This is a genomic window from Streptomyces sp. NPDC015127, from assembly GCF_043080095.1.
GTDB lineage: Bacteria > Actinomycetota > Actinomycetes > Streptomycetales > Streptomycetaceae > Streptomyces.
Genome location: NZ_JBIBVE010000027.1, coordinates 17,975 through 43,930, shown reverse-complemented (window position 1 = coordinate 43,930; position 25,956 = coordinate 17,975). Strand labels below are relative to the sequence as shown.

Here is a 25,956-nt window from a genome sequence, read left to right as displayed (position 1 = left end):
TAGGTCCTGTCCGGTTGATCAGGCCGGAACAGTGAGGGGGGTCCCCCCACGCCCGCAGGGCGTAGGGGGAGGGTCTGGTGCGTGCAGATGCAAGGCGGAGGTGGGGGTACCTCCCACGCCGGAGGCGTAGGGAGCCCGGCAAGATCGGCGAGACACCCCCTAGGGCACCTGCCCGATCTCGCCGGGCCCCCTTAGGTGCCACCGTGACCGCGTTGCCGAAAGGTCGGGGCGGCAGGAGGGGGCGGGTGTGCGCTGGGCGGGGGGAGCGGTTCTCCGTGACCGCAACGCGGGGCTGTATCTGTCCGGAGTGGTGGTCTCCGGTTTCGGCTCGTCCGCGATGTGGCTGGCGGCCGGCATCTGGGTCAAGTCGCTGACGGGGTCCGACTCGCTGGCGGCGCTGACGACGTTCACGCTGTGGGCGCCGACGCTGATCGGGCCGCTGCTCGGCACCGTGGCGGACCGGTTCCGGCGGCGCCCGCTCCTGATCTTCTCGAACCTCGCGATGTCCGTCCTGCTGCTGCCGCTGCTCGCCGTGGACTCGGCGCAGCGCGTGTGGATCCTGTTCGCGGTGCTGACCGTGTACGGGGTGAGCTCGGTCCTGCAGGACGCGGCTGAGGCCGGGCTGGTCGCGACCGCCGTCGACGGCCGGCTGCTCGGCGACGTCAACGGCCTGCGGACGACCGCGAACGAGGGCATGAAACTCCTCGCGCCGATCGCGGGCGCGGCGCTGTTCACCCGCTTCGGGGGCGCGTCCGTGGCGGTGCTGGACATGATGTCGTTCGCCGCGGCGGCGGGGATCTTCGCGCTGCTGCGGGTGCGCGAGGAGAAGCCGGTACGGCAGGCGGCCGCGCCGGGTCTGCTCGAAGGAGTGCGCCGGGTGCGCAGCTCGCCGGTGCTGCGGCCGCTGGTCCTCGGCGGCGCGGCGACGATGGGCCTGGCCGGCCTGAACGGCGCTCTGATCTTCGCGGTGGCGGACTCGGTGCTGGGCCGCTCCCCGGCGTTCGTCGGGGTGCTGTACGCAGCCCAGGGCGCGGGCTCGGTGCTGAGCGGGCTGTTGGCGGGCCCGCTGCTGCGCAGGTTCGGGGAGCGGGCGTTCGCGGCGGCGGGCGTCGCGCTGTTCGCGACGGCCGCGGCGCTGCGCGTGCTGCCGTACGAGGCGGTGGCGCTGGTGTGCAGCGCGGCGATCGGTCTCGGGCTGCCGTGCGTGCTGATCGCGGCGATGACGGCGGTCCAGCGGGAGACACCGGACGCGGTCGTGGGCCGCACGGCGGCGACGGCCGGCACCCTGATGTTCGTACCGAACGCACTGACGCTGGCGGCGGGCGCGGCCCTGGTGGCGCTCGTGGACGTCCGCGCCCTGCTCCCCGTGATCGGCGCCCTCGGCCTGCTCACGGCGCTTCTCCTCGCGCGCCGCGCGTAGCCCTCGGTGGCCGCGCGCATTGGGTGCTCCTATGGTCGGGGAGCTGTACGGCTGGGCACGGCGAGCGGGCGCGGGGCCCGCACGATGGCCGACCGCCCGGCGGGCGGAACCCCGGCCGCCCCGACGCCGCCCGGCGGGCGGAGGGGCCTGGGGGGACCAACGGCCTTGGTCAGGCGCCGCCAGTGAGCGTGGGCACCGCCCGGCGGGCGAAAGCCCACGGCCCGGCGCCGCGCCGTGGGCCGTCGCCCAGTGGGCACAGGGATTCCGCATGGCTGGACACCGCCCGGCGGGCCCGGTCACCCCAGCGAGCCCGGGCACCGCCCGGCGGGCGGTTCAGGCCCGCCCGGCCATCGCGGCGCGTACCGCCGTCAGGGAAGCGCGGACCGTGGTCAGGTCCGTGTCCGAGGCCAGGCCCGCGTGGTACAGGCGCAGTTCCGTCGCGCCCGCAGCCGCGGCCCGGGTGGCGTCCGCCGTGAGGGTCGTCGGGGAGCCGCCCATGCCCGCGACGACGGTCAGGTTCGCGGCGAGCACCGCGCCCTCCGGTGCGTGGCGCGCGAACGGCTCCAGCAGGGCGGGGCCCTGGGCGCACGGCACCGTCACGCCGTCGGCCACCGACAGGATGTGCGCGGGGTCGACGCCCGCGTTGGCCCCGCAGTGGTGCGCCTGCGGGTCCGCGTGGAGCAGGACCTGGAATCCGGCCGGCGCCGCCGCGCGGACCGCGGCGATCACGGACTCCTGGAGCGTACGGGCCGTGCGCGTGCGGAACTCCAGGACGGGCGCGGCCAGTTCGGCGTCGAGGAGTTGCGCGTCGGGCGGTGCCGTCCCCCGCCACACCGGTTCGAGCGCCTGCCGTACGGCCCCGGCCAGCCGGTCCGGCGCGATGCCGTCGGCTGCGTAGCCCTTCCGGCACGACGGGCAGAAGCACAGCGACATGAGGTACTGCGCGGCGTCCCCCAGCCCCACCCCGGCGACCTTGTCGTGGGCGTGCAGGTGGGCGAAGCCGTACCAGCCGCAGGACTCCAGCTCGGTGCCGCGTGCGCCGGGCCGCGGTGCCGCCTCGGCCGCGAGGGCGACGAGGTGGTCGCGGACGGCCGGCTGCGCGATGCAGGGCGCCCAGGGGTAGCGGTCACCGTAGGCGTTGACGACGGAGGTGTCCGGATGGTCCGCGCCGAGGCGCGAGTTGTGCGCGAGGACCACCCAGCTGTGGACGTCGAGACCGGCGTCCGCGAGGGCGGCCGCCGCCTCGCCGAAGGCGTCGCCCGGCGCCCACTCCCCCGACCGGTGGGGCCGCAGCTCGTGGCCCGCCCAGTGCCCCGGGTCCGGCGGGTAGAGCACGGCCGCGTGCTCGGCGGTGACGATCCGGTGGCGCGGGTGGCGCGGGGTCAGGGCCCGTGTGGAGTGGTACGCCGCGGCGAGCGTCACCTGCCGGACGCCGAGGTCCGCGATGCGGGCCGCGGCGTCCGGGTCGCCGATCACGTCCCAGGGATAGAGGAACGCGGCGGCCTTCACGCCCGGTCCTCCAGCAGCTCACGACCGCGCGCGATCAGCGTGGCGAGCGCGGCGACGTGGTCGGCGGCCGGTTCGGACAGGGGCGGCCGGACCTCGCCGACGCCGAGCCCCGCGAGCCGTACGCCCGCCTTGACGAGCGAGACGGCGTAGCCGCGGCCCTCGTTGCGCAGCTCGACGAGCGGCGCGAAGAAGCCGTCGGTGAGCCGGGTCACGGTCTTGTCGTCACCGCTCGCCAGGGCCTGGTGGAAGGCGACGGCGATGTCGGGCGCGAAGGCGAAGACGGCGGAGGAGTAGAGCGGGACGCCGATGGCACGGTAGGCGGGCTCCGTCAGCTCGGCGGTGGGCAGTCCGTTGAAGTAGAGGAAGTCCCGCTCGGGCACCTCGCGGCGCACGGCGCTGACGATGCGCTGCATCAGGTCGAGGTCGCCGTAGCCGTCCTTGAGGCCGATGATCCGCTCGACGCGGGCCAGTTCGACGACGGTCCGGGGGGTGAAGACGGCGTTGTCGCGCTGGTAGACGATCACGTCGAGCGCCGTGGCGGCGGCGAGCGCGGTGTAGTGGCGTACGAGGCCGTCGGGGTCGGGCACGACGAGGTAGGGCGGCATGGCGAGCAGCCCGGCCGCCCCCGCCTCCTCCGCGATCCGCGCGTAGTGGACGGCGAGCGCGGTGCCGTACCCCGTGCCGGCGAGGACGGGAACCTCGCCGGCGCTCTCCTCGACGGCCGCCGCGACGCACAGACGGAACTCGTCCGGGGTGAGGGCGTGGAACTCACCCGTGCCGCAGCAGGCGAAGACCGCCGCGGCACCGGCGTCGATGCCGCCGCGCACATGGGCGCGGAACGCCCCGAGGTCGAGACCGCCGTCGGGACCGTACGCGGTGACGGGGAAGAACAGCGGGCCCCGTCCCCGGCTGAGCCGGGCTGCGAGGGCGTCGGCGGCGAGCGGGTCTGAGGTCACGGGCGCTCCCTGGGCCGTGCACCGAGCCCGACAGCTCTGTGCACCATTCTGATCGATGTCCATATTCCTGAACGCCGCCACGCTAAGACAGCACACTGCGCCGGTCAAGACGCCAACCCGCATCTCGGACAAGGGATTACGCTCGTCGCGAGCCCCTTGACGCTGTCGGCGCGCGCTCCCTAGCGTGTCCACGCATGTGAATGCGGTCCACGCATCTGAGCATTCGAGGAGAACCGTCCATGCCCGCTCCCCGTACCGTCCTGCTCACCGGCGCAGCCGGCGGCCTCGGCACGCTGATGCGCGGGCTCCTGCCCGCCTACGGCTACGACCTGCGCCTCTTCGACGTCGCCCCGGTGGGGGGAGAGCCGGACGCCGTCATCGCCGACCTCGCGGACACCGAGGCGCTGCGGGAGGCCGTACGGGGAGTCGACGCGATCGTCCACCTGGCGGGCATCTCCCTGGAGTCGTCCTTCGACAAGATCCTGGCGGCCAACATCCAGGGCACCTACAACCTCTACGAGGCCGCCCGCGCGGAGGGCGTACGCCGGGTGGTCTTCGCCTCCAGCAACCACGCCGTCGGCTGCACCCCCCGCCCCCGCCAGGAGGCGCCGGTCGATCCGGAGGCCCTGATCCCGGTCGAGACCCGCCACCGCCCGGACACCTACTACGGTCTGTCCAAGTGCTTCGGCGAGGACCTCGCCCAGCTCTACTGGGACCTGCACGGCCTGGAGACCGTCTCCGTGCGCATCGGCTCCTGCTTCCCGGAGCCGACCTCCGTCCGGATGCTCTCGGTGTGGATGAGCCCCGCCGACGGCGCCCGCCTCTTCCACGCCGCGCTGACCGCCGAGAACGTCGGCCACACGATCGTCTACGGCTCCTCGGCGAACACGCGCCTGTGGTGGGACCTGTCGACGGCCCGGGCGCTGGGCTACGCACCGCAGGACGACTCGGAGGAGTACGCGGCGAAGCTGGTGGCCGAGCAGGGCGAACTGGACCCGGACCGGCCCGACCACGCCCGCCTCGGCGGCCACTTCGTGACCGATCCGCCGGTGTGGCCGCACTGAGATCCCGCACGGAAATCCACGTGCCGTGCCGGGCCGGCGCCCGCCAGGATGTCGGCCATGGCCAAACCTTTCGGATTCGTCCACACCGAGCGCGGCGACGGCACCGTCGTGATCACGCACCGCGGCCGCACCGCCGCCACGCTGCGCGGTGAGCGCGCCGCGAAGTTCCGCGCCGAGGTGGCGGCCGGGGACGCCCAGCTGGTGATGGCGCGCTGGACGGGCGCTTACAAATTCGGCAACGAGCGGGCCGCGCGCAACCACCCCCGCAACAGGTGACGAGGGTAAGGGAACGGTAAAGCGGCCTCGGTCGTTACCCCTGGCATGACAGCTATGACCCCCGGCTCGAACATCCCTCTGGCCGCCGCCCGCGTGGCGGTGGACGTCGCCGCCCCGGTGCGGCTCGACGTATCGGGCCTGCTGCTCACCGCCGACGGCAAGGTGCGCTCCGACGACGACTTCATCTTCTACAACCAGCCGCAGGGCCCCGGTGTCACCTACCGCTCCGGCGGCGGCACCGCCCCGGACGCGATCGTCGTGGACACCGCGGCCGTCCCGCCCGGCATCGAGAAGATCGTCGTGACGGCGAGCCCGGACGCGTCCGGACAGACCTTCCAGGGCATCGAACCGACCGCCACCATCCGCAACGCGGACGACGGCAGTACGCTCGCCACCTTCACCCCGCCGCGGCTGGGCACCGAGACCGCCTTGGTGATCGTCGAGATCTATCTGCGGGGCGGCGCCTGGAAGGCCCGCGCGGTCGGCCAGGGCTATGCGAACGGCCTCGCCGGCATCGCCACCGACTTCGGCGTCTCGGTCGACGAGGAGCCCGCGGCCGCGCCGGCCGCCGCGCCGGCCCCTGTCGCGCCTCCGGCGCCCGCCCCCGCGCCCGCCCCGGCGGCCCCCGATCCGCGGATCGCCGCCGCCGCACCCCCGCCGCCGGCAGCGCCGCCCGCCCCCGCCGCACCGGCCGCCGCCGGGAAGATCAACCTCGACAAGGGCCGCGTCAGCCTGCAGAAGAACCAGACCGTCTCCCTGGTCAAGGGCGGCCGCCCGCTGCTCTCGCAGGTCAAGATGGGCCTCGGCTGGGAGCCCGCGTTCCGCGGCAAGGACATCGACCTCGACGCCTCGGTCATCGCCTACGGCCCCAGCCGCAACCACCTGGACAGCTGCTACTTCGGCAAGCTCTCCATCCTGGGCGGCGCCGTGAAGCACTCCGGGGACAACCTGACCGGCGAGGGCGCGGGCGACGACGAGGTCATCGTCGTCGACCTCGGCCGGCTCCCCGCGGACGCGACGGGCCTCGTCTTCACAGTGAACTCGTTCTCGGGACAGAAGTTCACCGAGGTCGCCAAGGCGTACTGCCGTCTGATGGACGCCGCCACCGGGGAGGAGCTGGTCCGCTTCGACCTCACCGGCGCCGAGCCGCAGACCGGCGTGATGATGGCGAAGCTGATCAAGCAGTTCTCCGGCGAGTGGGAGATGACCGCGATGGGCGACTTCGTGAAGTCGCGTACGGTGCGCGGCATGGTCAAGCCGGCGGCGCAGGCCCTGTGACAACGGCACCATCGGGGGCGCCCTCGGGGCGCCCCCGGTGGCCGCTCACCTCCAGGGCCAGTCGGCCGACATCCCCTGCTCGATGAGGGGCACCATCCGGAAGGCAGCATCGGTCAGCCCGCCGAAGGTGTGCCGGTTGGCGCCGCCCGAGGGACCGTGGCCGGCCCGGTAGCCCGCCAGGTTCCAGGTGTAGACCGGGACGCGGCCCGGGACCTGCTGGACGGGATCGCCGCGGTAGTCGTAGGCCGCCTGCTCGTCGGTGACGATCAGCACCCGGTCGTGGTTCCGGTAGTGCGCCCGCACGGCCGCGGTGCTGTTGGTGCCGCCGAGCGCTTCGAAGCGCTCCAGCACCTTCAGCACCGACTCCCCCTTCGCATACGGCACCCTGCTGTGGCCCGTGCCGAACTGGACGAGGTCCGCCTCGTCGGCCCGCAACGCCAGGGCCGTGCCGAAGATCGCCGCCGCGTCGGCGCGGTTGAGCTCCGAGCGGTCGGACAGAGGCGACCACATCGACCCCGAACGGTCCACCAGCACCAGGGTCCGGCCCGGCAGGGCCGGCACGTTCGCCAGCGAGTGACCGAGGGCCACCTCCAGCGGGTACGCCCAGCGGAGCGAGGGCGCGTGCTGGTACGCGGCGAGATAGCGGAACGGGAACTGCCGTGACGCGGCGACGGTTTCCGGGTCCGAGATCCGCGCCGCCACCCGGGCGGCGACCTCGTCCGAGACACCGGCCTCGTCGAAGTTCCGGAGATTGCGGACCAGGGCCATCGGCCCCATGGAGGGGATGACGGCCTCCCAGGCCGCCGCGTCCATCGGCCCCTGGAGCCAGCCCGCCAGCGCCTCCCACGTCATGCCCGCCGCGGCCAGCCGCTCGGCGCCGCCGGGCGCGACGACGGCGGCCCGCCGCTCCCCCACGGGCAGGTCCATCAGCTGCCGGTGCGCCGTGAGCACCGGCAGCGAGGCGGGCGGCTCGGCCCGGTCGGCGTGATGCCTGCGGTCGAGCGCGTACCGGAACACGTCGCCCTGCCAGGGCTTGGCCGGATCCGGCGAGGCATGCACCAGATTGAGCACGTCGCCGAAGCGGTACCCCTTGCTCGCGGTGTCGTACTTGAGCAGCGACCGGGACCCGTACAGCCGCCGCACGGCATCGGCGACACCGCGCTTGACGGGCTTGGGCAGGGCGCGGCCGTACCGCGAGGTCCAGTACGCGAGCAGTTCGCCGGGCTCGTCGGCGCGCTGCAGCACGGAGTCGACGACCCGGCGGTTGCAGCCGCCCCGGGTGGCTCCCGCCGCGAGCCGCGCATGCACGAACTCGGCGGCGCCCACGATCGACGCGGTCCGCATGTGGGCGCGGGTCCGCAGCCAGCCGAGCAGCCCGGCGGTCCACTCGGGGTCCTCGACGGCGAGCCTGCGCACCAGCATGGCGAACCGGTTGTCGCGGTCTCCCGCCGCCTCGTAAAACGTCTCCTGGCCCACGAAGTTGGCGAGCGCGAGCAGGAAGAGCTCGGAGTGCGGGTCCCGCTCGAACCCGACGGCGCCTTCGTAGGTGCGCAGCACGGGACGGTGGGCGCGGACGGCCGAATGCGGTGCGGGCTCCTCGTCCAGGTAGAGAACGCGGCCGCCGGTACCGACGTAGGAATACGGTGCGGCCTCCGCGCGGGCCGCGGCGCTGTTGAAGCGAGTGATGGGAAATCCCCCCGAATTTCCGGAGAAGCCGGTGAGAGGTCCGCACAGCGGACACCCCCGAATTGCACCTCCCGAGATCAAAAGGGCAGCGGCGTCTTTTTGTCAGAGGAAGTAGCCGCGGCCGGCGCACCGGGAGGTGCATTCGTGGGGCCGACTCTAGAAAACGGGATACCGGGCGCGCCACGTATTTTCCGGGGCGCCGGTCGCGGGACGGTCAGCGCGCGTGCGCCCGGCGCCTCCAGGGGCCGGTGATGGCGAACATGATGCCGGGGTTCTGGATGCTGGCGTACAGGGTGTGGCCGTCGGGCGAGAAGACGACACCGGCGAACTCGCTGTAGTCCGGGTCGTCCTCGGTGCCCACGTTCATCTCGTTGCGGGCGATCGGGTACGTGCGGCCGCTGTCGGTGGCGCCGAACAGGTGCTGCACGCCCTCGCCGTCCTCGGCGATGATCAGGCCGCCGTACGGGGACACCGTGATGTTGTCCGGGCCGTCGAAGGCTCCGTCCCGCGACGGGTCGCGGTTCACTCCGAGCAGCACCTTCAGGGTCAGGGTCCGGCGGCGCGGGTCGTAGAACCAGACCTGACCGTCGTGCTGGGCGGGGCTCTCCTCCCGGGCGTACGAGGAGACTACGTACACACCGCCGTCGCCCCACCACATGCCCTCGAGCTTGCGGCCCCGCGTGACCTCGGCGTCCGTGAACTGCTTGCGCACGGAAGCCGTCCGGGCGTCCCGGTCGGGAACCGCGGCCCAGTCCACGCCGTAGACCGTGCCGACCTTCGTGGCGCGGGACAGGTCGTCCACGAAACGCCCTCCCGAGTCGAAGCACTTGGCGGCCTGGAGCACGCCCGCGTCGTCGGCGAGGGTGCGCAGCCGGCCGCGTCCGTGCGTGAAGCCCTGCGGCGGAACCCAGCGGTAGAACAGGCCGTTGGGGCCCGAGGCGTCCTCGGTGAGGTACAGGTGGGCGCGCTTCGGGTCGACGACGACGGCCTCGTGGGCGAAGCGGCCCAGCGCCTTGACCGGTTCGGGCGCGCGGTTGGCACGGCGGTCGTACGGGTCGACCTCGAAGACGTAGCCGTGGTCCTTGGTCAGGCCGTTCCGGCCTGCCCGGTCCTCGGTCTCCTCACAGGTGAGCCAGGTGCCCCAGGGCGTCGTACCGCCGGCGCAGTTCTGTACGGTGCCGGAGATGCCGACCCACTGGGCGACCTCGCCGCTGCGGTGGCTCTCGACGACCGTGCACCCGCCGGGCGCGGCCGGGTCGTAGACGAGGCCCTCGGTGAGCGGGACGGGGTGCGCGATGCTGCCGCGCTCACCCTTGAGCTCGTGGTTGACGACGAGCACGGTCGCCCCGCGAGGGCCCTCGAACGCCGTGGTGCCGTCGTGCTTCCCGGGCGTGAACTCCCCGGACTCCAGCCGCGTGACGCCGGTGCGGGTGAGGATGCGGTACGAGAATCCCGCGGGCAGCGAGAGGATGCCGTCGGGGTCGGGCACCAGGGGGCCGTAGCCGGGCTCGCGGTCGCGCTCCTCCACGTCGTCCGCGAGCGCACCGGGCGCGGTGCCGAGCGCTCCGACGGCTCCGGCGAGAGCGACGCCCGCGCCGGCGAGAGCAGACTGTCTGGTGAATTCCCTGCGGTTGAGCGGCATCGAGGTCTCCTCGGGTGGGCGCACCGTGGTCGGACGTGCTCCACGATGGCGCGTGCGCCTGAACTCCCCCTGAACGCCACCCGACGCGCGCACCCACCCCCTGCGGCAGCAACCGGCGGCCGCAGCGGTCCCACCGGCCGGAGGAGGCCGGGTCGGGGCGCAGGCGGCCCTGGACCCCGGGAACCGCGAGCGTCAGCCAGCCGAGCGGGACTTGAACGCCGCCTTGCGCGCCTCCTTCGCCACCCGCTTGTCCCCGTGCAGCCTCCCCATCGCCTCCAGCACATCAGCCGTCCGCGGATGCGCCACCCGCCACGCCGCCTCGAAGAAGCCCCGGTGCTGGCCGACCAGGCCCTCCACCAGGCCCCTGAGTTCCTCGGCCTCGCCGTCCGCGTCCAGTTGCGCCGCGATGGTGTCGATCGCGAGCCAGAAGATCATCGACTCGGGCGGCGGCGGCACGTCCGACGCGCCGCGCTCGGCGAGCCAGACCCGTGCCAGGCCGCCGAGTTCCGTGTCGTCGAGGACCGCACGGACCTCCGGCTCGACGTGCGGGCCGACCAGGGTGAGGGCCTGCTGGCAGTGGAGGCGGCGCAGCGGCGCCCCGCGGTCGGTACCGCGGGCCGCGGCGAGCAGGTCGCGGGCGGCGGCGGCCGGGTCGCGCCGGGCGAGCCACTGCTCGGTCTCGGCGCGCGCTGCGGGCTCGGGGAAGTGCGTGAGCCGGTCGAGCAGCACGTCCGCGCCCTTGTCCGCGAGGTCGCCGACAGCGGGTGCGTCGATGCCCGCCTCCAGCATCCGGGACCGGATGCCGTAGAGACCGAGCGGGGTGACGCGGACCATCCCGTACCGGGAGACGTCCTCGTCGTCGGCCGGGGTCTCGGCCGCCGCGCCCTCGGTCTCCTCCGCCATCAACGCCTCGTCCACCGGCCGGTACTCGACGAGTCCGATCGGCTCCAGCAGGCGGAACTGGTCGTCGAGGCGCATCATCGCCTCGGAGACCTGCTCCAGCACGTCGTCGGTCGGTTCCCCCATGTCGTCGGGCACGATCACCGACGCCGCGAGTACGGGCAGCGGGACCGGCTGCTCGCCGGCGCCGCCGTCGGAGACGGTCAGCAGGTACAGGTTGCCGAGGACGCCTTCGAGGAACGCGGCCTCCGCCTCCGGGTCCCAGTCCAGTGCCTCGAAGTCGATGTCGCCGTCCTCCCCGACGGCGTCGGCGATGTCGTCGAGGAGGGGCGCGCTCGCGTCCGCGAGGACGACGTCGAGGGCGTCCAGCCACAGGCCGAGCACGTCCTGCGGCGAACCGCCCGTCACCAGACCGAGGTTGGCCCCGGCCACGGCGCTGCCCGCGGCGTCGTCGTCGCCGTCCTCGCCGTCGGGGTCCTCGGCCTCCACGAGCCCGGTGTCGACGGCGACGCGCCACGCCTCGCTCGCGTACGCCCGACCCTCCTCGTCCGGGGCGAGGCCCAGTACCTCGGCGGCCTCCGGCAACTGCTCGTCGACGAGTTCGCCGCCGGCACCGACCCGCGTCCCCGGGCCCGCCCAGCGGGCGAGCCTGACGGCACGGGCGAGCAGCGGGGCGCCGAGCGCGGCCCGAGCCAGCTCCGCGTCCGAGTGCAGCCGGACCGGCGGAAGGGTGGGACGGTCTTCGGGCATGTGCTGGTTCTCCTCCGCGGCGTACGGGATCCGGGGCAGGCTCACGGGCCCCCGGACGTAAGGGACCCGGACGCAGGGGGACCCGGGCGGTGCCAGCGTAGACGCATTCGAGGGGGTTTCGGGGCGCACCGGGAAGAGGCGACCTCCAAGGGTGCCGGTGGGGCTCAGGGTGCCGGTGAGGCGGTCCGTTGAGGGCCCGGACGCCGTGTTCATGCACGCGCCCGTCCCCGTACATCCGCCGGCTCTTGACAACGGCCCTGTCCAGACAAGAGATTGACGCGCGTAGAACACGCAGGACCCCGCCGGGACCGACCGGCACCCCTCATCCCTCACCTCCGGAGTACCTCGATGCCTTCCTCCGTCGTACCGAGAACGCCCGCCGTCGCGGCTGTCGTCGCCGCCGCGCTGGCCGCCGGCCTGCTCGCCGGTTCCACCGGCGCCACCGCGGCCGAGACCGCCCAGGTACGGATCCACGACATCCAGGGCACCACCCGCACGTCCCCGCTCGTGGGGCGGCAGGTCGCCGATGTGCCGGGCATCGTCACGGGCGTGCGGACGTACGGCTCCCGGGGCTTCTGGTTCCAGGACCCGCAGGCCGACGACGACGACGCCACCAGCGAGGGCGTCTTCGTCTACAGCGGCTCCGTCCCGACCGTCGCCGTCGGCGACCAGGTGCTGGTCTCCGGCACGGTCGGCGAGTACGTCCCCGGCGGCACGTCCTCGGGCAACCAGTCGCTGACGCAGATATCCAGGCCGGCCGTCACGGTGGTCTCGCGGGGCAACGAACTGCCCGCGCCCGTCACGGTCTCGGCCTCGTCAGTCCCCGGCGAGTACGCCCCCGCGGGCGACCCGGCGGCCGGCAACAGCATCAACGGCCTTCCCCTGCGGCCGCGGACGTACGCCCTGGACTACTACGAGTCGCTGGAGGGCAGCAACGTCCGCATCGGCACCTCCCGCGTGGTCGGCGCCACCGACCCGTACGCGGAGCTGTGGGTGACGGTCAAGCCGGACGAGAACGACAACCGCCGCGGCGGCACGGTCTACGGCTCGTACACCTCCCAGAACACCGGGCGCCTGCAGATCCAGTCGCTGACGCCGCTCGCCCAGAAGCCGTTCCCCGAGGCGAACGTCGGTGACCTGCTCGCCGGCACGACCGAGGGCCCGCTGGACTTCAACCAGTTCGGCGGCTACACCCTGACCGCCCGCACCCTGGGCACCGTGGTGGACCGCGGCCTCGACCGCGAGCGCACGCGCCCGCAGCGGAACGGCGAGCTGGCCGTGGCCACGTACAACGTGGAGAACCTGGACCCGTCGGACCCGCAGAGCAAGTTCGACGCGCTGGCGAAGGCGGTCGTCGAGAACCTCGCGTCGCCCGACATCCTCACTCTGGAGGAGATCCAGGACGACAACGGCGCGAAGAACGACGGCACGGTCGCGGCCGGCCAGACGCTGAAGAAGTTCACGGACGCGATCGTCGCGGCCGGCGGCCCGGCGTACGCATGGCGGTCCGTGGACCCACTGAACAACAAGGACGGCGGCGAGCCCGGCGGCAACATCCGCCAGGTGTTCCTGTTCAACCCCGAGCGGGTCTCCTTCACCGACCGCGCGGGCGGCGACGCCACGACCGCGACCGGTGTCGTGCGCGAGCGCGGCCGGGCGGCCCTGACGCTCTCCCCCGGCCGCGTCGACCCGGCGAGCTCCGCCTGGGAGAACAGCCGCAAGCCGCTGGCGGGCGAGTTCACCTTCCGCGGCCGCACCGTCTTCGTGATCGCCAACCACTTCGGCTCCAAGGGCGGCGACGAGGGTCTGGCCTCGCACCACCAGCCGCCGAATCGTTCGTCCGAGACCAAGCGCCTGCTCCAGGCGCAGTCGGTCAACGCCTTCGTCAAGGACATCCTCAAGGCGGACCGCAGGGCCGACGTCGTGGTCCTCGGCGACATCAACGACTTCGAGTTCTCGGCGACGACGAAGGCGCTCACGGACGACGGCGTCCTGTACCCGGCCATCACGTCCCTGCCGCGCTCGGAGCGCTACTCGTACGTCTTCCAGGGCAACAGCCAGGTCCTGGACCAGATCCTGACGAGCCCGTCGATCGACGACTTCTCGTACGACAGCGTGCACATCAACGCGGAGTTCGCGGAGCAGAACAGCGACCACGACCCGCAGGTGCTGCGCTTCCGCCCGTAAGGGCCGGGCGACACCGGTGCGCCGGCCCCCTACAGCCGGCGCACCGGTCGGTGGGACGGTCGGTGAAACGCCGCAGCCCGCCGGCCGCGAGGCGGCCGGGGGGCTGCCGGGGCGTACCGGTGACCGGAGCGCGCGGCCGGTCAGTCGCTCGTGTAGGTGCTGCCGAGAACGGCGGCGTGTTCGAGCACGTCCTCGAGCGGATCGTCGATCTGACCCGTCGAGACCAGCGTGACGCTGTGCCCGTTGTGCGAGTCGACGTGTGTCTCGTCGGCGTGTGCGACGCCGTGCGACGGCACCGCCGCGAACAGGGCGCACACGCCGAGAGCGGTCAGCCTGGTCTTCATGTCGGATCCTCGCCTCGCCTGTGGGGAGCGGGGTTGTACGACCCCGCATTGACCTGCTTATCGGCCCGCACACAGCGGAGGTTACGCAGAGTCACACGATGGAAGCGAGAATGCGCGACGATCAGTTGTGGCTGTGGAGCACGTCGTTGAGGCCGCCCCAGACCGCGTTGTTCGGGCGGGCCTCGACGGCGCCGGTGACCGAGTTGCGGCGGAAGAGGATGTTCGACGCGCCGGACAGCTCACGGGCCTTGACGATCTGGCCGTCGGGCATCGTGATGCGCGTACCGGCGGTGACGTAGAGACCGGCCTCGACGACGCACTCGTCGCCGAGCGCGATGCCGACGCCCGCCTCGGCGCCGATCAGGCAGCGCTCGCCGATGGAGATGATGACGTTGCCGCCGCCGGACAGGGTGCCCATGGTGGAGGCGCCGCCGCCGATGTCGCTGCCGTCGCCGATGACGACGCCCGCGGAGATCCGGCCCTCGACCATCGAGGTGCCGAGCGTGCCCGCGTTGAAGTTGACGAAGCCCTCGTGCATGACGGTGGTGCCCTCGGCGAGGTGCGCGCCGAGCCGGACGCGGTCGGCGTCCGCGATCCGCACGCCCTTGGGGGCCACGTAGTCGGTCATCCGCGGGAACTTGTCGATCGAGGTCACCTGCAGGTGCAGGCCCTCGGCGCGCGCGTTGAGGCGGACGGTCTCGACCTGGTCGACGGCGACGGGGCCGAGGCTGGTCCACGCGACGTTCGCGAGGAGCCCGAAGAGGCCCTCCAGGTTCTGCCCGTGCGGCTTGACCAGGCGGTGGGAGAGCAGGTGGAGGCGGAGGTACGCGTCGTGGGCGTCCAGCGGCTTGTCGTCGAGCGAGGCGATGACGGTGCGGACGGCGACGACCTCGACCCCACGGCGGGCGTCCGGGCCGATGGCCCGCGCGGCGCCGTCGCCGAGGAGCTCCACGGCGCGCTCGGCGGTCAGCCGCTCGGTGCCGGCGGGGCCGGGCTCGGCGGTGAGCTCGGGGGCGGGGTACCAGGTGTCGAGGACGACGCCCTCGGCGGTGACGGTGGCGAGGCCGGCGGCCACGGCACCGGTGGTGCGCTGAGCAGTGGTGCTGTCGGACGAGTCAGTCATGACAGGAAACCTAACCGGCCGGGGCCCGCGGGGGCGAACCGGTCTCAGGTGCCGGGCGCCCGCGTCGCGCGGCACGGGACGGGGAACAGGGCAGGCAGGGCCCGGGGGCGGAGTCGGTCGCGCCGACGGCCCCGGCTACCTTGTTCGTCCGGACGGGGCCGCCGCAGTGCGCCGTCCGGCCATCATCCGACGTGGGGGGACTGGCCATGGCTTACGGAAACACGCCCTATCCAGGGGGCGGCACGCCTTATCCGGGTCCGCCGGGGTGGGGCGCCTGGGCACCGCCGCCGCCGAGGCCCGGGGTGATACCGCTCGGGCCGCTGGGTCTGGGGGAGATCCTCGGCGGGGCGTTCGCCACGATCGGCCGGCACTGGAAGCAGCTGCTCGGCTTCGCCCTCGCCGTCTACGGCGTGGCCCTCGTGCTGTTCGGCGGGGCGCTCGCGGTGGCGTACCTGTCGGTGGAGGAGGAGCTGCACCGGCTGCTGGACTGGTCCGCGGACAGCCCGCCGGGCAGCGGGGAGATCATGCCCCTGGTGGTGACGTTCGCGGCCGTGTACCTCTTCGGCATCGTCGCGCTGCTGGTGGCCAACGCCGTCGTCTACGCCTCCTGCCCCGCGGTGCTCCAGGACGCGGTGCTGGGTCGCCCGTCGAGCATCGGGATCATCTGGAGCCGGGTGCGGCCGCGGGTGCGGGCGGTGCTCGGCACCATCCTGATCAGCGCGCTGATCGCGGCGGTCCCGCTGCTGCTGATGACGCTGGCCTTCATCGGCATGGTCGTGGCGCTGCTCTCCCTCGCCGTCGACGGCTCGGGTCAATGGGGCTGGCTGGTCCTGATCGGCTTCCTCGGTGTGCTGGCCACCGGCCCGGTGGCGATCTGGCTGTGGGTGCGATTCAGCTTCGCGCCGGCCGTCGCGGTCTTCGAGGGGCAGGGCACCATCGACGCGATGGCGCGCTCGGCGCAGCTGGTGCGGGGGGCGTGGTGGCGGGTGTTCGGCATCTCGCTGCTGGCCTTCGTGATGGCGGCCGTCGTGAGCTACGTCGTCCAGCTGCTGTTCCAGCTGCTGAGCCTGATCCCCACCGGGCCCGCCTCCCTGTCGGACGATGCGGCCAGCGGCGGTGTGGCCGTCACGATCGTGCTCACGACGATGGCGTTCGGGATGCTGACCACGCTGGTGGGCCAGATCCTCACGTCGGCGTTCCCGCAGCTGGTCGTCGCGCTGCTCTATGTCGACCAGCGCATCCGCAAGGAGAACCTGGCGCCCGTGCTCGCCGAGGCCGCCGGTGTGCCGCCGCAGCAGCCGGCCGCGTACGGCCCCTGACAGGCCGGGGACTCCGCGGCCCGGGTTGCCGGGCGGCGGGGTCCCGTGGGCGTCGCGGTCACCGCGCCTCGCCCGCGCGTCGGCATTGACATCCCGTGCGTCCTGCGGCGACGTTGGTTACCGGTAAGTAAGGTCAGCAGCGTCGATGGGTCGCCACCGTGGACAGTGAGGGGTACGTGCCGATCGCCTTCGGAGGCGTTCCGGTGCACCAGCGGCTCGCGGGCGCGGTGGACGAGCTGGCCGCCCGTGTCCTCGCACGGCTCGTCGACCATGTGCCGGTGTACGGCACGCTGCCCGCCGAGCAGCTGCGCAGCGAGACCCAGCGGGTCATCGGCCAGGGCATACGCGCCTTCATCGGCGTCCTGCGCACCGGCGAACTGCCGGACGAGGCGCAGCTGCAGGTCCTCCGGCAGTCGGCCGCCAAGCGGGCCGAGGAGGGCGTCCCGGTGGAGGCGGTGATCAGTGCCTATCACGTGGGCGCCCAGGAATGCCTGGAGCGGATGTCGGCGCACGCGACGCCGGAGGACCTGCCGCAGGTGAGGACGGCGAACCAACTGGTGCTGCGGTTCCTGGAGCGGATGACGGCCACCGTGGTGGCCGGTTACTTCGCGGAGCGCCAGGCGGCCGCGGGCGAGGAGCAGTCGGCCCGGCAGGCGATGCTGACCGCGCTCGTCGAGGGGGAGGACGTCCGGGCCACGGCGACCCGCTGCGGCATCGCTCTCCCCGCCTGCTACCTGGTCCTCGCCCTGGCCATCGGCTCCCATCCCGACGAGCAGGCCCCGGGGGTCAGTCCCGTGATCGCGAGGACGCGCAAGCTGCGCAGACTCCGGGTGGAGCTGGAACGCCACGCCGAGGGCCAGGTGCTGTCGGCCCTCACCGGCGACGGCGGCCTCGCCCTGATCCCGTACGCCACCGAGGCCGCGCTGCTGGCGGACCGGGACTGGAAGCGGCTGGCGACCGTGGTGGAGCACATGAGCCGGGTGGCCGGGGTCGACATCCTCGCCGGGGCGGCGGCCGCCGCCCCGGAGGAGGCGGCCGCGGCGGTCCGGCTGGCGGAGGACGTGCGGCGGGTGGCCGTCTCGGCGGGCCGGGGACCGGGCGTCCACCGGCTCGGCGACGTGCTGCTGGAGTACCAGCTGATGCAGCCCGGGCCCGCCCGTGACGCCCTGGCCGAACTGATGCGCCCGCTCGCCGACCGCCCCGAACTGCTCGGCACCCTGCGCACCTTCCTGGAGAGCGGGCTCAGCCGCCAGCTCACCGCCGAGAGGCTGCGCGTGCACCCGAACACGGTGGACTACCGGCTGCGCCGTGCGGCGGAGGCCACCGGGCTCGACGCCACGTCGGGAGCCGACGTCCTGCGGGTACGGGCGGCGCTGAGCGCCCACGACGCGCTCGGTGCCCTCCGTGGAGCTGCGGACGGCGGCGCCGCGGCGCGGTGACGTGCCGCCTGCCCGTCAGTCGAGCAGGGTCTTCTTCGGCCGCAGCACGCAGAACTCGTTGCCCTCCGGGTCGGCGAGGACCACCCAGGTGACGTCGTCCCCCTGCCCGACGTCCGCGCGCCGCGCCCCGAGCGCGATGATCCTCTCGACCTCGGCCGCCTGGTCGTCGGGGGTGAGGTCGAGGTGCAGGCGGTTCTTGACGGTCTTCGTCTCGGGCACGGTCAGGAACACGATGCCCGGCAGCGCGCTCGCATCGGCCCCGATGACGATCTCGTCGGGGTCCTCGTAGAGGATCTGCCAGTCGAGGACCTGCGTCCAGAAACGGGCTAGCGCGGCGGCGTCATGACAGTCGATCGCGATCTGATACAGAGAAACGGCCATGCCCGCCAGTCTGCCTGGCAGGCATGGCCGTTCCCGGCAGATCTCGGGAGATCGCCCGGATCAGACGTTGAAGCCCAGCGCGCGCAGCTGCTCGCGACCGTCGTCCGTGATCTTGTCCGGCCCCCACGGCGGCATCCAGACCCAGTTGATCTTGAGCTCGTTGACGATGCCGTCCGTCGCGGCCTTCGCCTGGTCCTCGATGACGTCGGTCAGCGGACAGGCCGCGGACGTCAGCGTCATGTCGAGGGTCGCGACATTGGAGTCGTCGACGTGGATCCCGTAGATCAGGCCCAGGTTGACCACGTCGATGCCCAGCTCGGGGTCGACGACGTCGTACAGCGCCTCGCGGATCTCTTCCTCGGAGGCGGGCTTCAGCGCCGCCCCAGCGTTCTCGGTCATGCCGTCTTCCTCTCGGCGTCGGTGCCCTCGCCCAGCGCCTGGGCGGTCGCGTCCTTCCACGCCATCCAGCTCAGCAGCGCGCACTTCACACGGGCCGGGTACTTGGAGACGCCGGCGAACGCGACCGCGTCCTCCAGCACCTCCTCCATCGCGTCGTCCGGCTCGATCTGGCCCTTGGACTGCATCAGCTCCAGGAAGGTCGCCTGGATCTTCTGCGCCTCGGCGAGCTCCTTGCCGACGAGGAGCTCGTTCAGCACGGAGGCGGAGGCCTGGCTGATGGAACAGCCCTGGCCCTCGTACGACACGTCCGCGATGCGGGACCCGTCGTACTTCACTCGCAGCGTGATCTCGTCGCCGCACGTCGGGTTGACGTGGTGCACCTCGGCGTCACCGTCCCGCAAGCCCCGGCCGTGCGGGTGCTTGTAGTGGTCCAGGATGACGTCCTGGTACATCGAATCCAGCTTCACAAGTCGCCGCCTCTACCCGAAGAAGTTACGGACGTGCTCCAGGCCGTCGACCAGGGCGTCCACCTCGGCCGGCGTGGAGTACAGATAGAACGACGCCCGCGTGGTCGCAGGAATTCCGTACCGCAGGCAGACCGGCCGCGCGCAGTGGTGGCCGACCCGGACCGCGATGCCCTGCTCGTCGAGGACCTGGCCCACGTCGTGCGGGTGGATGTCACCCAGCGTGAACGAGATCGCGGCGCCGCGGTCCTCGGCCGTGGTCGGGCCGATGATCCGCAGGTCCGGGACCTCCAGGAGCCGCTTCACCGCGTACTCGGTGAGCACGTGCTCGTGCTGGGCGATCTTGTCCATGCCGATCGAGGTGAGGTAGTCCACGGCCGCGCCGAGGCCGACGGCCTGCGCGATCGGGGGCGTACCCGCCTCGAACTTGTGCGGCGCGGGAGCGTAGGTGGACGAGTGCATCGAGACGGTCTCGATCATCTCGCCACCGCCGAGGAACGGCGGCAGGTCCTCCAGCAGCTCCTGCCGGCCCCACAGCACGCCGATGCCGGTCGGGCCGCACATCTTGTGGCCGGTGAAGGCCACGAAGTCGGCCTGGAGCGCCTGCACGTCCAGCACCATGTGCGGGGCGGCCTGCGAGGCGTCGATCAGGACCAGCGCACCGACCTCCTGGGCGCGGCGGACGATCGCCTCGACCGGGTTGAGCGTGCCCAGGATGTTGGAGACCAGCACGAAGGAGACGATCTTCGTCTTCTCGGTGATGATCTCGTCGATGTTGGACAGGTCGAGACGGCCGTCGTCGGTGAGGCCGAACCACTTCAGCTTCGCGCCGGTGCGCTGCGCCAGCAGCTGCCAAGGAACGATGTTGGAGTGGTGCTCCATCTCCGTGATGACGACCTCGGTCTCGTGGTCGACCCGGTAGGGCTCGTCGGCCCAGCCCAGCATGTTGGCGACGAGGTTGAGCGACTCGGAGGCGTTCTTGGTGAAGATCACCTCGTCGCGGCTCGGCGCGTTGATGAACGCGGCGACCTTGTCGCGCGCGCCCTCGTACAGCGCCGTGGCCTCCTCGGCCAGCACGTGCACACCGCGGTGGACGTTGGCGTTGTGCTGCTCGTAGTACTCGCTGAGCACGTCGAGCACCTGGCGCGGCGTCTGGGAGGTCGCCGCGTTGTCCAGGTAGACGAGCTTCTTGCCGTCGTGGATCACCCGATCGAGGATCGGGAAGTCCTTGCGGATCGCCTCGGTGTCGAGGAGGCCGGGCAGATATGTCACGCGGTGACTCCTCCCTTGGTGTAGGACTCGTAGCCCTCGTTCTCCAGCTTGTCGGCGAGCTCGGGGCCACCCGACTCGACGATCCGGCCGGCGGAGAAGACGTGGACGTAGTCGGGCTTGATGTAGCGGAGGATGCGCGTGTAGTGCGTGATCAGCATGGTGCCGACCTCGCCGGTCTCGCGGACGCGGTTGACGCCCTCGGAGACGATGCGCAGGGCGTCGACGTCGAGGCCGGAGTCGGTCTCGTCGAGGATCGCGATCTTCGGCTTGAGGAGCTCCAGCTGGAGGATCTCGTGGCGCTTCTTCTCACCGCCGGAGAAGCCCTCGTTGACGTTGCGCTCGGCGAAGGCCGGGTCCATGTTCAGACGCTCCATGGACTCCTTGACCTCCTTCACCCACGTGCGCAGCTTGGGGGCCTCGCCGCGGATGGCGGTGGCGGAGGTGCGCAGGAAGTTGGAGACCGAGACGCCGGGGACCTCGACCGGGTACTGCATGGCGAGGAACACGCCGGCGCGGGCGCGCTCGTCGACGGACATGTCCAGGACGTTCTCGCCGTCCAGGGTCACGGTGCCGCTGGTGATCGTGTACTTGGGGTGGCCCGCGAGGGAGTACGCGAGGGTCGACTTGCCGGAGCCGTTGGGGCCCATGATGGCGTGGGTCTCGCCCTGCTTCACGGTCAGGTCGACGCCCTTGAGGATCTCCTTGGTGGCGTTGTCGGCCTCGACGGAGACGCGCAGGTCGCGGATTTCAAGCGTTGCCATGGGGACTTCAGTTCTCCTGTGTGACGGAGACGAGAACATCGTCCCCTTCGATCTTTACGGGGTATACGGGCACAGGGCGCGTCGCCGGGAGGCCGGACGGCTTGCCGGTGCGGAGGTCGAAGGCCGATCCGTGCAGCCAGCACTCGATCTGGCAGTCCTCCACCTCGCCCTCCGACAGCGAGACGTTCGCGTGCGAGCAGATGTCGTAGATCGCGAACACCTCGCCCTCGGTGTGGACGATGGAGATGGGCGTGCCGTCGAGTTCCACCCGCTTCGGGGTGTCCTCCTCCAGCTCGCTCAGCCCACAGGCTCGGACGAAGGCCATCAGACGGAAGCCTCCAGCTCGGCCTCGATCTTGGCGATGAGGCGCTCCTCGACGTCCGGCAGACCGATCTGCTGGACGAGCTCCGCGAAGAAGCCGCGGACGACCAGGCGGCGGGCCTCGGACTCCGGGATGCCGCGGGCCATCAGGTAGAACAGCTGCTCGTCGTCGAAGCGGCCGGTGGCGGAGGCGTGCCCGGCACCGGCGATCTCGCCGGTCTCGATCTCGAGGTTCGGCACCGAGTCGACGCGCGCGCCGTCCGTGAGGACGAGGTTGCGGTTCATCTCGTACGTGTCGGTGCCCTCGGCCGCGGCCCGGATGAGGACGTCACCGATCCACACCGCGTGGGCGTCGTCGCCCTGGAGCGCGCCCTTGTAGACCGCGTTGGACTTGCAGTGCGGCGTGTTGTGGTCGACGAGGAGGCGGTGCTCCTGGTGCTGGCCCTTGTCGGTGAAGTACAGACCGAAGAGCTCGGCCTCGCCGCCCGTGCCGGCGTAGGCGACCCGCGGGTGGAGGCGCACGACGTCGCCGCCGAAGGTGACGACGACGGACTTGAAGGAGGCGTCGCGGCCGACCAGCGCGTTGTGCTGGGCGACGTGGACGGCCTTGTCGTCCCAGTCCTGGACGGAGACGACGGTGAGCTTGGCGCCGTCGCCGAGGATGTAGTCGACGCCTGCGGCGAGCACCGCGTCGCCGGTGTGGTCGATGACCACGACGGCCTCGGCGAACGCGCCGAGCTCGACGACCTGGTGCCCGAAGGCGACGCCGCCCTCGCCGTGCACCGCGATGCGGATCGGCTCGGTGAGCACGGTCTCCTTGGGCACGGTGACGACCGAGGCCTGCTCGAAGGACGAGTACGCCTGGGCGGCGACGCGGTCCACCGGGGTGCCCGCCTTGCCGAGCCGCAGGTCGTCGCGGCCGACGGTCTCGACGAGGACGCCGTCGGGCGCCTCGATCGCGACCTTGACGCCGGTGCCGGTGGCGACGGCGGTGCCGTCGTGCAGTCCGGCGAGGCGCTCCAGGGGAGTGAAGCGCCACTCCTCCTCGCGGCCGTGCGGAACCGGGAAGTCCGCCACGTCGAACGACGGGGGCGCACTCATACGGGTGGCGACGGTCGACTCGGCGGCCACCGCGATCGAGCCGGCGGTGGTGGAGCCCACCGGGATGTTCTGAGCCTCAGCCATGGCTGTCGGTCTGCTCGCTTTCTGCGTTCAGTGCGTGCGCTCGCCCACGGGGCCGCCGCGGGCCGGAGCTTTCTGCTCCGGCTGCGGTCTGCCCGGGGTCCGCTCACAGGACTCACCGCGTGAGCCCCAGGGACGTGATCGGGTCGGCGGCGCTAGCCCACCGCGCCTTCCATCTGCAGCTCGATCAGCCGGTTGAGCTCCAGCGCGTACTCCATGGGGAGTTCCTTGGCGATCGGCTCGACGAAGCCGCGCACGATCATCGCCATCGCCTCGTCCTCGGACAGACCGCGGCTCATCAGGTAGAAGAGCTGGTCCTCGGAGACCTTGGAGACGGTGGCCTCGTGGCCCATGGAGACGTCGTCCTCGCGGACGTCGACGTACGGGTAGGTGTCGGAGCGCGAGATCGTGTCGACCAGCAGCGCGTCGCACAGCACGTTGGACTTGGCGCCCGGGGCGCCCTCGCCGATCTCGATCAGACCGCGGTACGAGGTGCGGCCGCCGCCTCGCGCCACCGACTTGGAGATGATGTTCGACGAGGTGTTCGGGGCCATGTGGACCATCTTGGCGCCGGCGTCCTGGTGCTGGCCCTCGCCCGCGAAGGCGATGGACAGGGTCTCGCCCTTGGCGTGCTCGCCCATCAGGTAGACGGCCGGGTACTTCATCGTCACCTTGGAGCCGATGTTGCCGTCGACCCACTCCATGGTCGCGCCCTCGTACGCCACGGCGCGCTTGGTGACCAGGTTGTAGACGTTGTTCGACCAGTTCTGGATCGTCGTGTAGCGGCAGCGGCCGCCCTTCTTGACGATGATCTCGACCACGGCGCTGTGCAGCGAGTCCGACGAGTAGATCGGGGCGGTGCAGCCCTCGACGTAGTGGACGTAGGCGTCCTCGTCGACGATGATCAGCGTCCGCTCGAACTGGCCCATGTTCTCCGTGTTGATACGGAAGTAGGCCTGCAGCGGGATGTCCACGTGGACGCCCTTGGGGACGTAGATGAACGATCCGCCGGACCACACGGCCGTGTTCAGCGACGCGAACTTGTTGTCACCGACCGGGATGACGGTGCCGAAGTACTCCTGGAAGAGCTCCGGGTGCTCCTTCAGCGCCGTGTCCGTGTCGAGGAAGATGACGCCCTGCTCCTCCAGGTCCTCACGGATCTGGTGGTAGACGACCTCCGACTCGTACTGCGCGGCGACACCGGCGACCAGGCGCTGCTTCTCCGCCTCCGGGATGCCGAGCTTGTCGTAGGTGTTCTTGATGTCCTCGGGCAGCTCCTCCCAGGAAGCCGCCTGCTGCTCGGTGGAGCGCACGAAGTACTTGATGTTGTCGAAGTCGATGCCCGACAGGTCGGAGCCCCAGCTCGGCATCGGCTTCTTGTCGAACAGCCGCAGACCCTTCAGCCGCAGCTTCAGCATCCACTCCGGCTCGTTCTTCTTCGCGGAGATGTCGCGGACGACGTCCTCGTTGAGACCGCGCTTGGCAGCGGCGCCGGCCTCGTCGGAGTCGGCCCAGCCGAATTCGTACGTACCCAGACCCTCGAGTTCGGGGTGGGCAGTCTCCGTGGGGAGAGTCATGCGGGGTTCCTCCCGGCCGTGCTTGCAGATGCTGGTGGTGTGGTGGTCTGTGCGGCGCCGCTCTGGGGAGAGCCGCGCGGGATGAACGTCGTGCAGACGCCGTCGCCATGGGCGATGGTGGCGAGCCGCTGCACATGTGTCCCGAGGAGTTTCGAGAAGAACTCGGTCTCCGCCTCGCACAGCTGCGGATACTTCTCGGCCGCGTGGGCGACCGGGCAGTGGTGCTGGCAGAGCTGCTCGCCGACCGGCGCGGTACGGGCCGTAGCAGCGTACCCGTCGGCGCTGAGGGCCTTGGCAAGCGCTTCGGTGCGCTCCTCGGGGGCCGCGGCCTCGACGGCGGCGCGGTAGGCGTCGCCCTGTGTCTCGATCCGGTCCCGGGCGAAGGCGGCGACGGCCGCTTCCCCGGCCGCCCCTCCTCCGGCGGACCGCTCGATCCAGCGGAGGGCGTCGACGGCCAGCGTGTCGTACGACTGGTCGAACGCGTCCCGGCCGCAGTCGGTCAGGGCGAACACCTTGGCGGGACGCCCGCGCGTGCGCGCCCCGTAGACGCGCTGCTCGCGCGCCTCCACGACATTGTCGGAGACGAGCGAGTCGAGGTGACGGCGGACGGCGGCCTGGGTGAGTCCGAGACGGCCCGCGAGATCGGCCACGGTGGACGGGCCGTGGTCCAGGATGGAGCGCGCGACGCGGTTGCGTGTGGAGCGCTCACCGGTCGCGAGTTCCTCGTGGGGAGCCTCGCCGACGTTTTTCACAACGCCATTGTTGCGTAATTCTTCAGACAGTGACAAGCGGCGTCGCGATCACGGCGCGGTGCCGTACATCACTTAGGCATACCTAAGCTGACCTGCGGAAATGATCACTTGGCGGCCTGCGTCGCAGGTCCGCGCGGGTGCCCGTCCCCGGCCTCCTCCCCCGCCGGAGCGACCGCCGTGCGGCCCCGGGAGACGACCGCACGGGTGAAGGCGTCCGCATCCCGGACGGCCGCGCCGCCGGGATCGTTGTTGAAGAACGCGTACACGTCCGCCCGGTCGGGCCAGGCGTCCGCGGCGCGGGCGGCCCAGGACGCGAGCGCCTGCCGCCCGTAGCCCGGCCAGGGCTTCGCCCGGCCCTCGTGGAAGCGCAGATAGCCCCAGTCGGCGGTCCGCCACAGCGGGGTGACCGGCCGCGAACCGCGGTCGGCCCAGCACAGGGCGGCGCCCCGGGCCGCCAGTACGCCCGCGATCTCGTCCGTCCACCACGAGTCGTGGCGCGGCTCGACCGCCACCCGCACGCCGCGCGGGAAGCAGGCGAGCACCGCGTCCAGCGCCCGGGCGTCGGCGCGCAGCGTCGGCGGCAGCTGGAGCAGCACGGGGCCCAGCCGCTCCCCCAGCGCCTGGGCGCGGCCCATGAGCCGCTCGACGGGCTCCTCGGGGTCCTTCAGCCGCTTGATGTGGGTGAGGAAACGGCTGACCTTCACCGCCATGACGAAGCCGTCCGGGGTGCGGTCGTGCCATTCGGCGAAGGTCCTGCGCTCGGGCAGCCGGTAGAAGGCGTTGTTGTTCTCGACCGTCACGAAACGGCGCGCGTACTCCTCCAGCCAGAGCCGCTGGGGCACGCCCTCGGGGTAGAGGACGCCACGCCAGTCCCTGTACTGCCACCCGGAGGTGCCGATGAGCACGGGCATACGGTGATCCTTCCCCGTCCCGCACGCCTCACCCGGTTTCACC

24 protein-coding genes are annotated in these 25,956 nt (G+C 72.0%); 7 read left to right on the top strand and 17 right to left on the bottom strand.

Going from position 1 to position 25,956, the window contains the following annotated elements:
• Positions 1-247 precede the first annotated feature (247 nt).
• Positions 248-1,420 carry an MFS transporter gene (locus ACF08N_RS34175; RefSeq protein WP_392328619.1) on the top strand — a complete coding sequence of 391 codons (1,173 nt, stop codon included), beginning with the start codon at positions 248-250 and terminating at the stop codon, positions 1,418-1,420.
• Between the two features lie 333 nt (positions 1,421-1,753).
• On the opposite strand, the gene ACF08N_RS34170 is transcribed toward ACF08N_RS34175, so the two are convergent.
• Both ACF08N_RS34170 and ACF08N_RS34165 read right to left on the bottom strand, forming a co-directional pair.
• The gene (locus ACF08N_RS34170) at positions 1,754-2,929 is read right to left on the bottom strand and encodes a hypothetical protein (RefSeq protein WP_392328618.1); all 1,176 of its coding nucleotides are present in this window, start codon (positions 2,927-2,929) and stop codon (positions 1,754-1,756) included.
• Positions 2,926-3,885 (bottom strand): 5-dehydro-4-deoxyglucarate dehydratase, encoded by a 960-nt coding sequence (locus ACF08N_RS34165; protein WP_392328617.1) that lies wholly within the window; start codon positions 3,883-3,885, stop codon positions 2,926-2,928. The genes ACF08N_RS34170 and ACF08N_RS34165 overlap by 4 nt, the downstream gene beginning before the upstream one ends.
• A 239-nt stretch (positions 3,886-4,124) precedes the next feature.
• On the opposite strand from ACF08N_RS34165, the gene ACF08N_RS34160 reads away from it, so the two are divergent.
• The 3 genes from ACF08N_RS34160 to ACF08N_RS34150 are packed head-to-tail and all read left to right on the top strand — an operon-like array spanning position 4,125 to position 6,503.
• Positions 4,125-4,949 carry an NAD-dependent epimerase/dehydratase family protein gene (locus ACF08N_RS34160; RefSeq protein ID WP_392328616.1) on the top strand — a complete coding sequence of 275 codons (825 nt, stop codon included), beginning with the start codon at positions 4,125-4,127 and terminating at the stop codon, positions 4,947-4,949.
• A 57-nt stretch (positions 4,950-5,006) separates the two neighbouring features.
• On the top strand, positions 5,007-5,225 hold the full coding sequence (locus tag ACF08N_RS34155; RefSeq protein WP_392328615.1) for a hypothetical protein: 219 nt from the start codon (positions 5,007-5,009) through the stop codon (positions 5,223-5,225).
• A 45-nt stretch (positions 5,226-5,270) separates the two neighbouring features.
• On the top strand, positions 5,271-6,503 hold the full coding sequence (locus tag ACF08N_RS34150; protein WP_392328614.1) for a TerD family protein: 1,233 nt from the start codon (positions 5,271-5,273) through the stop codon (positions 6,501-6,503).
• A gap of 45 nt (positions 6,504-6,548) precedes the next feature.
• On the opposite strand, the gene ACF08N_RS34145 is transcribed toward ACF08N_RS34150, so the two are convergent.
• The 3 genes from ACF08N_RS34145 to ACF08N_RS34135 all read right to left on the bottom strand — a co-directional run bounded on the left by ACF08N_RS34145 (position 6,549) and on the right by ACF08N_RS34135 (position 11,481).
• On the bottom strand, positions 6,549-8,189 hold the full coding sequence (locus ACF08N_RS34145; RefSeq protein ID WP_392328637.1) for a TROVE domain-containing protein: 1,641 nt from the start codon (positions 8,187-8,189) through the stop codon (positions 6,549-6,551).
• 214 nt (positions 8,190-8,403) lie between these two features.
• The gene (locus ACF08N_RS34140; protein WP_392328613.1) at positions 8,404-9,831 is read right to left on the bottom strand and encodes an alkaline phosphatase PhoX; all 1,428 of its coding nucleotides are present in this window, start codon (positions 9,829-9,831) and stop codon (positions 8,404-8,406) included.
• A 192-nt stretch (positions 9,832-10,023) separates the two neighbouring features.
• Positions 10,024-11,481 carry a hypothetical protein gene (locus ACF08N_RS34135; RefSeq protein ID WP_392328612.1) on the bottom strand — a complete coding sequence of 486 codons (1,458 nt, stop codon included), beginning with the start codon at positions 11,479-11,481 and terminating at the stop codon, positions 10,024-10,026.
• 348 nt (positions 11,482-11,829) lie between these two features.
• On the opposite strand from ACF08N_RS34135, the gene ACF08N_RS34130 reads away from it, so the two are divergent.
• Positions 11,830-13,668, top strand: coding sequence for an endonuclease/exonuclease/phosphatase family protein (locus ACF08N_RS34130; protein ID WP_392328611.1), 1,839 nt, complete (start codon positions 11,830-11,832; stop codon positions 13,666-13,668).
• A 140-nt stretch (positions 13,669-13,808) separates the two neighbouring features.
• Here ACF08N_RS34130 and ACF08N_RS34125 read toward each other — a convergent pair whose 3' ends face one another.
• Both ACF08N_RS34125 and dapD read right to left on the bottom strand, forming a co-directional pair.
• The gene (locus ACF08N_RS34125) at positions 13,809-14,012 is read right to left on the bottom strand and encodes a hypothetical protein (protein ID WP_392328610.1); all 204 of its coding nucleotides are present in this window, start codon (positions 14,010-14,012) and stop codon (positions 13,809-13,811) included.
• A 121-nt stretch (positions 14,013-14,133) separates the two neighbouring features.
• Positions 14,134-15,135 carry a 2,3,4,5-tetrahydropyridine-2,6-dicarboxylate N-succinyltransferase gene (dapD, locus tag ACF08N_RS34120; RefSeq protein ID WP_392328609.1) on the bottom strand — a complete coding sequence of 334 codons (1,002 nt, stop codon included), beginning with the start codon at positions 15,133-15,135 and terminating at the stop codon, positions 14,134-14,136.
• Positions 15,136-15,437: 302 nt separating this feature from the next.
• On the opposite strand from dapD, the gene ACF08N_RS34115 reads away from it, so the two are divergent.
• Positions 15,438-16,454: a hypothetical protein gene (locus tag ACF08N_RS34115; RefSeq protein WP_392328608.1), complete on the top strand. Its 1,017-nt coding sequence runs from the start codon at positions 15,438-15,440 to the stop codon at positions 16,452-16,454.
• Positions 16,455-16,612: 158 nt separating this feature from the next.
• A complete protein-coding gene (locus ACF08N_RS34110; protein WP_392328607.1) occupies positions 16,613-17,893 on the top strand; it encodes a PucR family transcriptional regulator in 1,281 nt (426 codons plus the stop codon).
• Positions 17,894-17,908: 15 nt separating this feature from the next.
• Here the strand turns inward: ACF08N_RS34110 and ACF08N_RS34105 are convergent, their stop codons facing one another.
• The 10 genes from ACF08N_RS34105 to ACF08N_RS34060 form a co-directional block, all read right to left on the bottom strand.
• Positions 17,909-18,274: a VOC family protein gene (locus tag ACF08N_RS34105; protein WP_392328606.1), complete on the bottom strand. Its 366-nt coding sequence runs from the start codon at positions 18,272-18,274 to the stop codon at positions 17,909-17,911.
• A 60-nt stretch (positions 18,275-18,334) separates the two neighbouring features.
• Positions 18,335-18,673, bottom strand: coding sequence for a metal-sulfur cluster assembly factor (locus tag ACF08N_RS34100; RefSeq protein ID WP_392328605.1), 339 nt, complete (start codon positions 18,671-18,673; stop codon positions 18,335-18,337).
• The gene (sufU, locus tag ACF08N_RS34095; protein WP_392328604.1) at positions 18,670-19,140 is read right to left on the bottom strand and encodes a Fe-S cluster assembly sulfur transfer protein SufU; all 471 of its coding nucleotides are present in this window, start codon (positions 19,138-19,140) and stop codon (positions 18,670-18,672) included. The genes ACF08N_RS34100 and sufU overlap by 4 nt, the downstream gene beginning before the upstream one ends.
• Positions 19,141-19,152: 12 nt before the next feature.
• On the bottom strand, positions 19,153-20,409 hold the full coding sequence (locus ACF08N_RS34090; protein WP_392328603.1) for a cysteine desulfurase: 1,257 nt from the start codon (positions 20,407-20,409) through the stop codon (positions 19,153-19,155).
• Complete coding sequence (gene sufC, locus ACF08N_RS34085) at positions 20,406-21,170, bottom strand: Fe-S cluster assembly ATPase SufC (RefSeq protein WP_392328602.1); 765 nt, start codon at positions 21,168-21,170, stop codon at positions 20,406-20,408. The genes ACF08N_RS34090 and sufC overlap by 4 nt, the downstream gene beginning before the upstream one ends.
• A 7-nt stretch (positions 21,171-21,177) precedes the next feature.
• Entirely contained in the window at positions 21,178-21,495 is a 318-nt protein-coding gene (locus ACF08N_RS34080) for a non-heme iron oxygenase ferredoxin subunit (RefSeq protein ID WP_392328601.1), read from the bottom strand.
• Positions 21,495-22,676, bottom strand: a complete 1,182-nt coding sequence (gene sufD / locus ACF08N_RS34075) for a Fe-S cluster assembly protein SufD (RefSeq protein ID WP_392328600.1) — start codon at positions 22,674-22,676, stop codon at positions 21,495-21,497. The genes ACF08N_RS34080 and sufD overlap by 1 nt, the downstream gene beginning before the upstream one ends.
• A 152-nt stretch (positions 22,677-22,828) precedes the next feature.
• Positions 22,829-24,250 carry a Fe-S cluster assembly protein SufB gene (gene sufB / locus ACF08N_RS34070; protein ID WP_392328599.1) on the bottom strand — a complete coding sequence of 474 codons (1,422 nt, stop codon included), beginning with the start codon at positions 24,248-24,250 and terminating at the stop codon, positions 22,829-22,831.
• Complete coding sequence (locus tag ACF08N_RS34065) at positions 24,247-25,002, bottom strand: helix-turn-helix transcriptional regulator (protein WP_392328598.1); 756 nt, start codon at positions 25,000-25,002, stop codon at positions 24,247-24,249. Before ACF08N_RS34065 ends, sufB begins: the two co-directional genes overlap by 4 nt.
• 104 nt (positions 25,003-25,106) lie before the next feature.
• Positions 25,107-25,913 (bottom strand): DUF72 domain-containing protein, encoded by an 807-nt coding sequence (locus tag ACF08N_RS34060; protein ID WP_392328597.1) that lies wholly within the window; start codon positions 25,911-25,913, stop codon positions 25,107-25,109.
• Between the last annotated feature and the right edge of the window lie 43 nt (positions 25,914-25,956).

Bases quoted from the DNA above. Each gene is read 5' to 3' on its own strand.
- ACF08N_RS34160 (WP_392328616.1), top strand. From the start codon at position 4,125: ATGCCCGCTCCCCGTACCGTCCTGCTCACCGGCGCAGCCGGCGGCCTC.
- ACF08N_RS34155 (WP_392328615.1), top strand. From the start codon at position 5,007: ATGGCCAAACCTTTCGGATTCGTCCACACCGAGCGCGGCGACGGCACC.
- ACF08N_RS34150 (WP_392328614.1), top strand. From the start codon at position 5,271: ATGACAGCTATGACCCCCGGCTCGAACATCCCTCTGGCCGCCGCCCGC.
- ACF08N_RS34140 (WP_392328613.1), bottom strand. From the start codon at position 9,831: ATGCCGCTCAACCGCAGGGAATTCACCAGACAGTCTGCTCTCGCCGGC.
- ACF08N_RS34135 (WP_392328612.1), bottom strand. From the start codon at position 11,481: ATGCCCGAAGACCGTCCCACCCTTCCGCCGGTCCGGCTGCACTCGGAC.
- ACF08N_RS34130 (WP_392328611.1), top strand. From the start codon at position 11,830: ATGCCTTCCTCCGTCGTACCGAGAACGCCCGCCGTCGCGGCTGTCGTC.
- ACF08N_RS34125 (WP_392328610.1), bottom strand. From the start codon at position 14,012: ATGAAGACCAGGCTGACCGCTCTCGGCGTGTGCGCCCTGTTCGCGGCG.
- dapD (WP_392328609.1), bottom strand. From the start codon at position 15,135: ATGACTGACTCGTCCGACAGCACCACTGCTCAGCGCACCACCGGTGCC.
- ACF08N_RS34105 (WP_392328606.1), bottom strand. From the start codon at position 18,274: ATGGCCGTTTCTCTGTATCAGATCGCGATCGACTGTCATGACGCCGCC.
- ACF08N_RS34100 (WP_392328605.1), bottom strand. From the start codon at position 18,673: ATGACCGAGAACGCTGGGGCGGCGCTGAAGCCCGCCTCCGAGGAAGAG.
- sufC (WP_392328602.1), bottom strand. From the start codon at position 21,170: ATGGCAACGCTTGAAATCCGCGACCTGCGCGTCTCCGTCGAGGCCGAC.
- ACF08N_RS34080 (WP_392328601.1), bottom strand. From the start codon at position 21,495: ATGGCCTTCGTCCGAGCCTGTGGGCTGAGCGAGCTGGAGGAGGACACC.
- sufD (WP_392328600.1), bottom strand. From the start codon at position 22,676: ATGGCTGAGGCTCAGAACATCCCGGTGGGCTCCACCACCGCCGGCTCG.
- sufB (WP_392328599.1), bottom strand. From the start codon at position 24,250: ATGACTCTCCCCACGGAGACTGCCCACCCCGAACTCGAGGGTCTGGGT.
- ACF08N_RS34060 (WP_392328597.1), bottom strand. From the start codon at position 25,913: ATGCCCGTGCTCATCGGCACCTCCGGGTGGCAGTACAGGGACTGGCGT.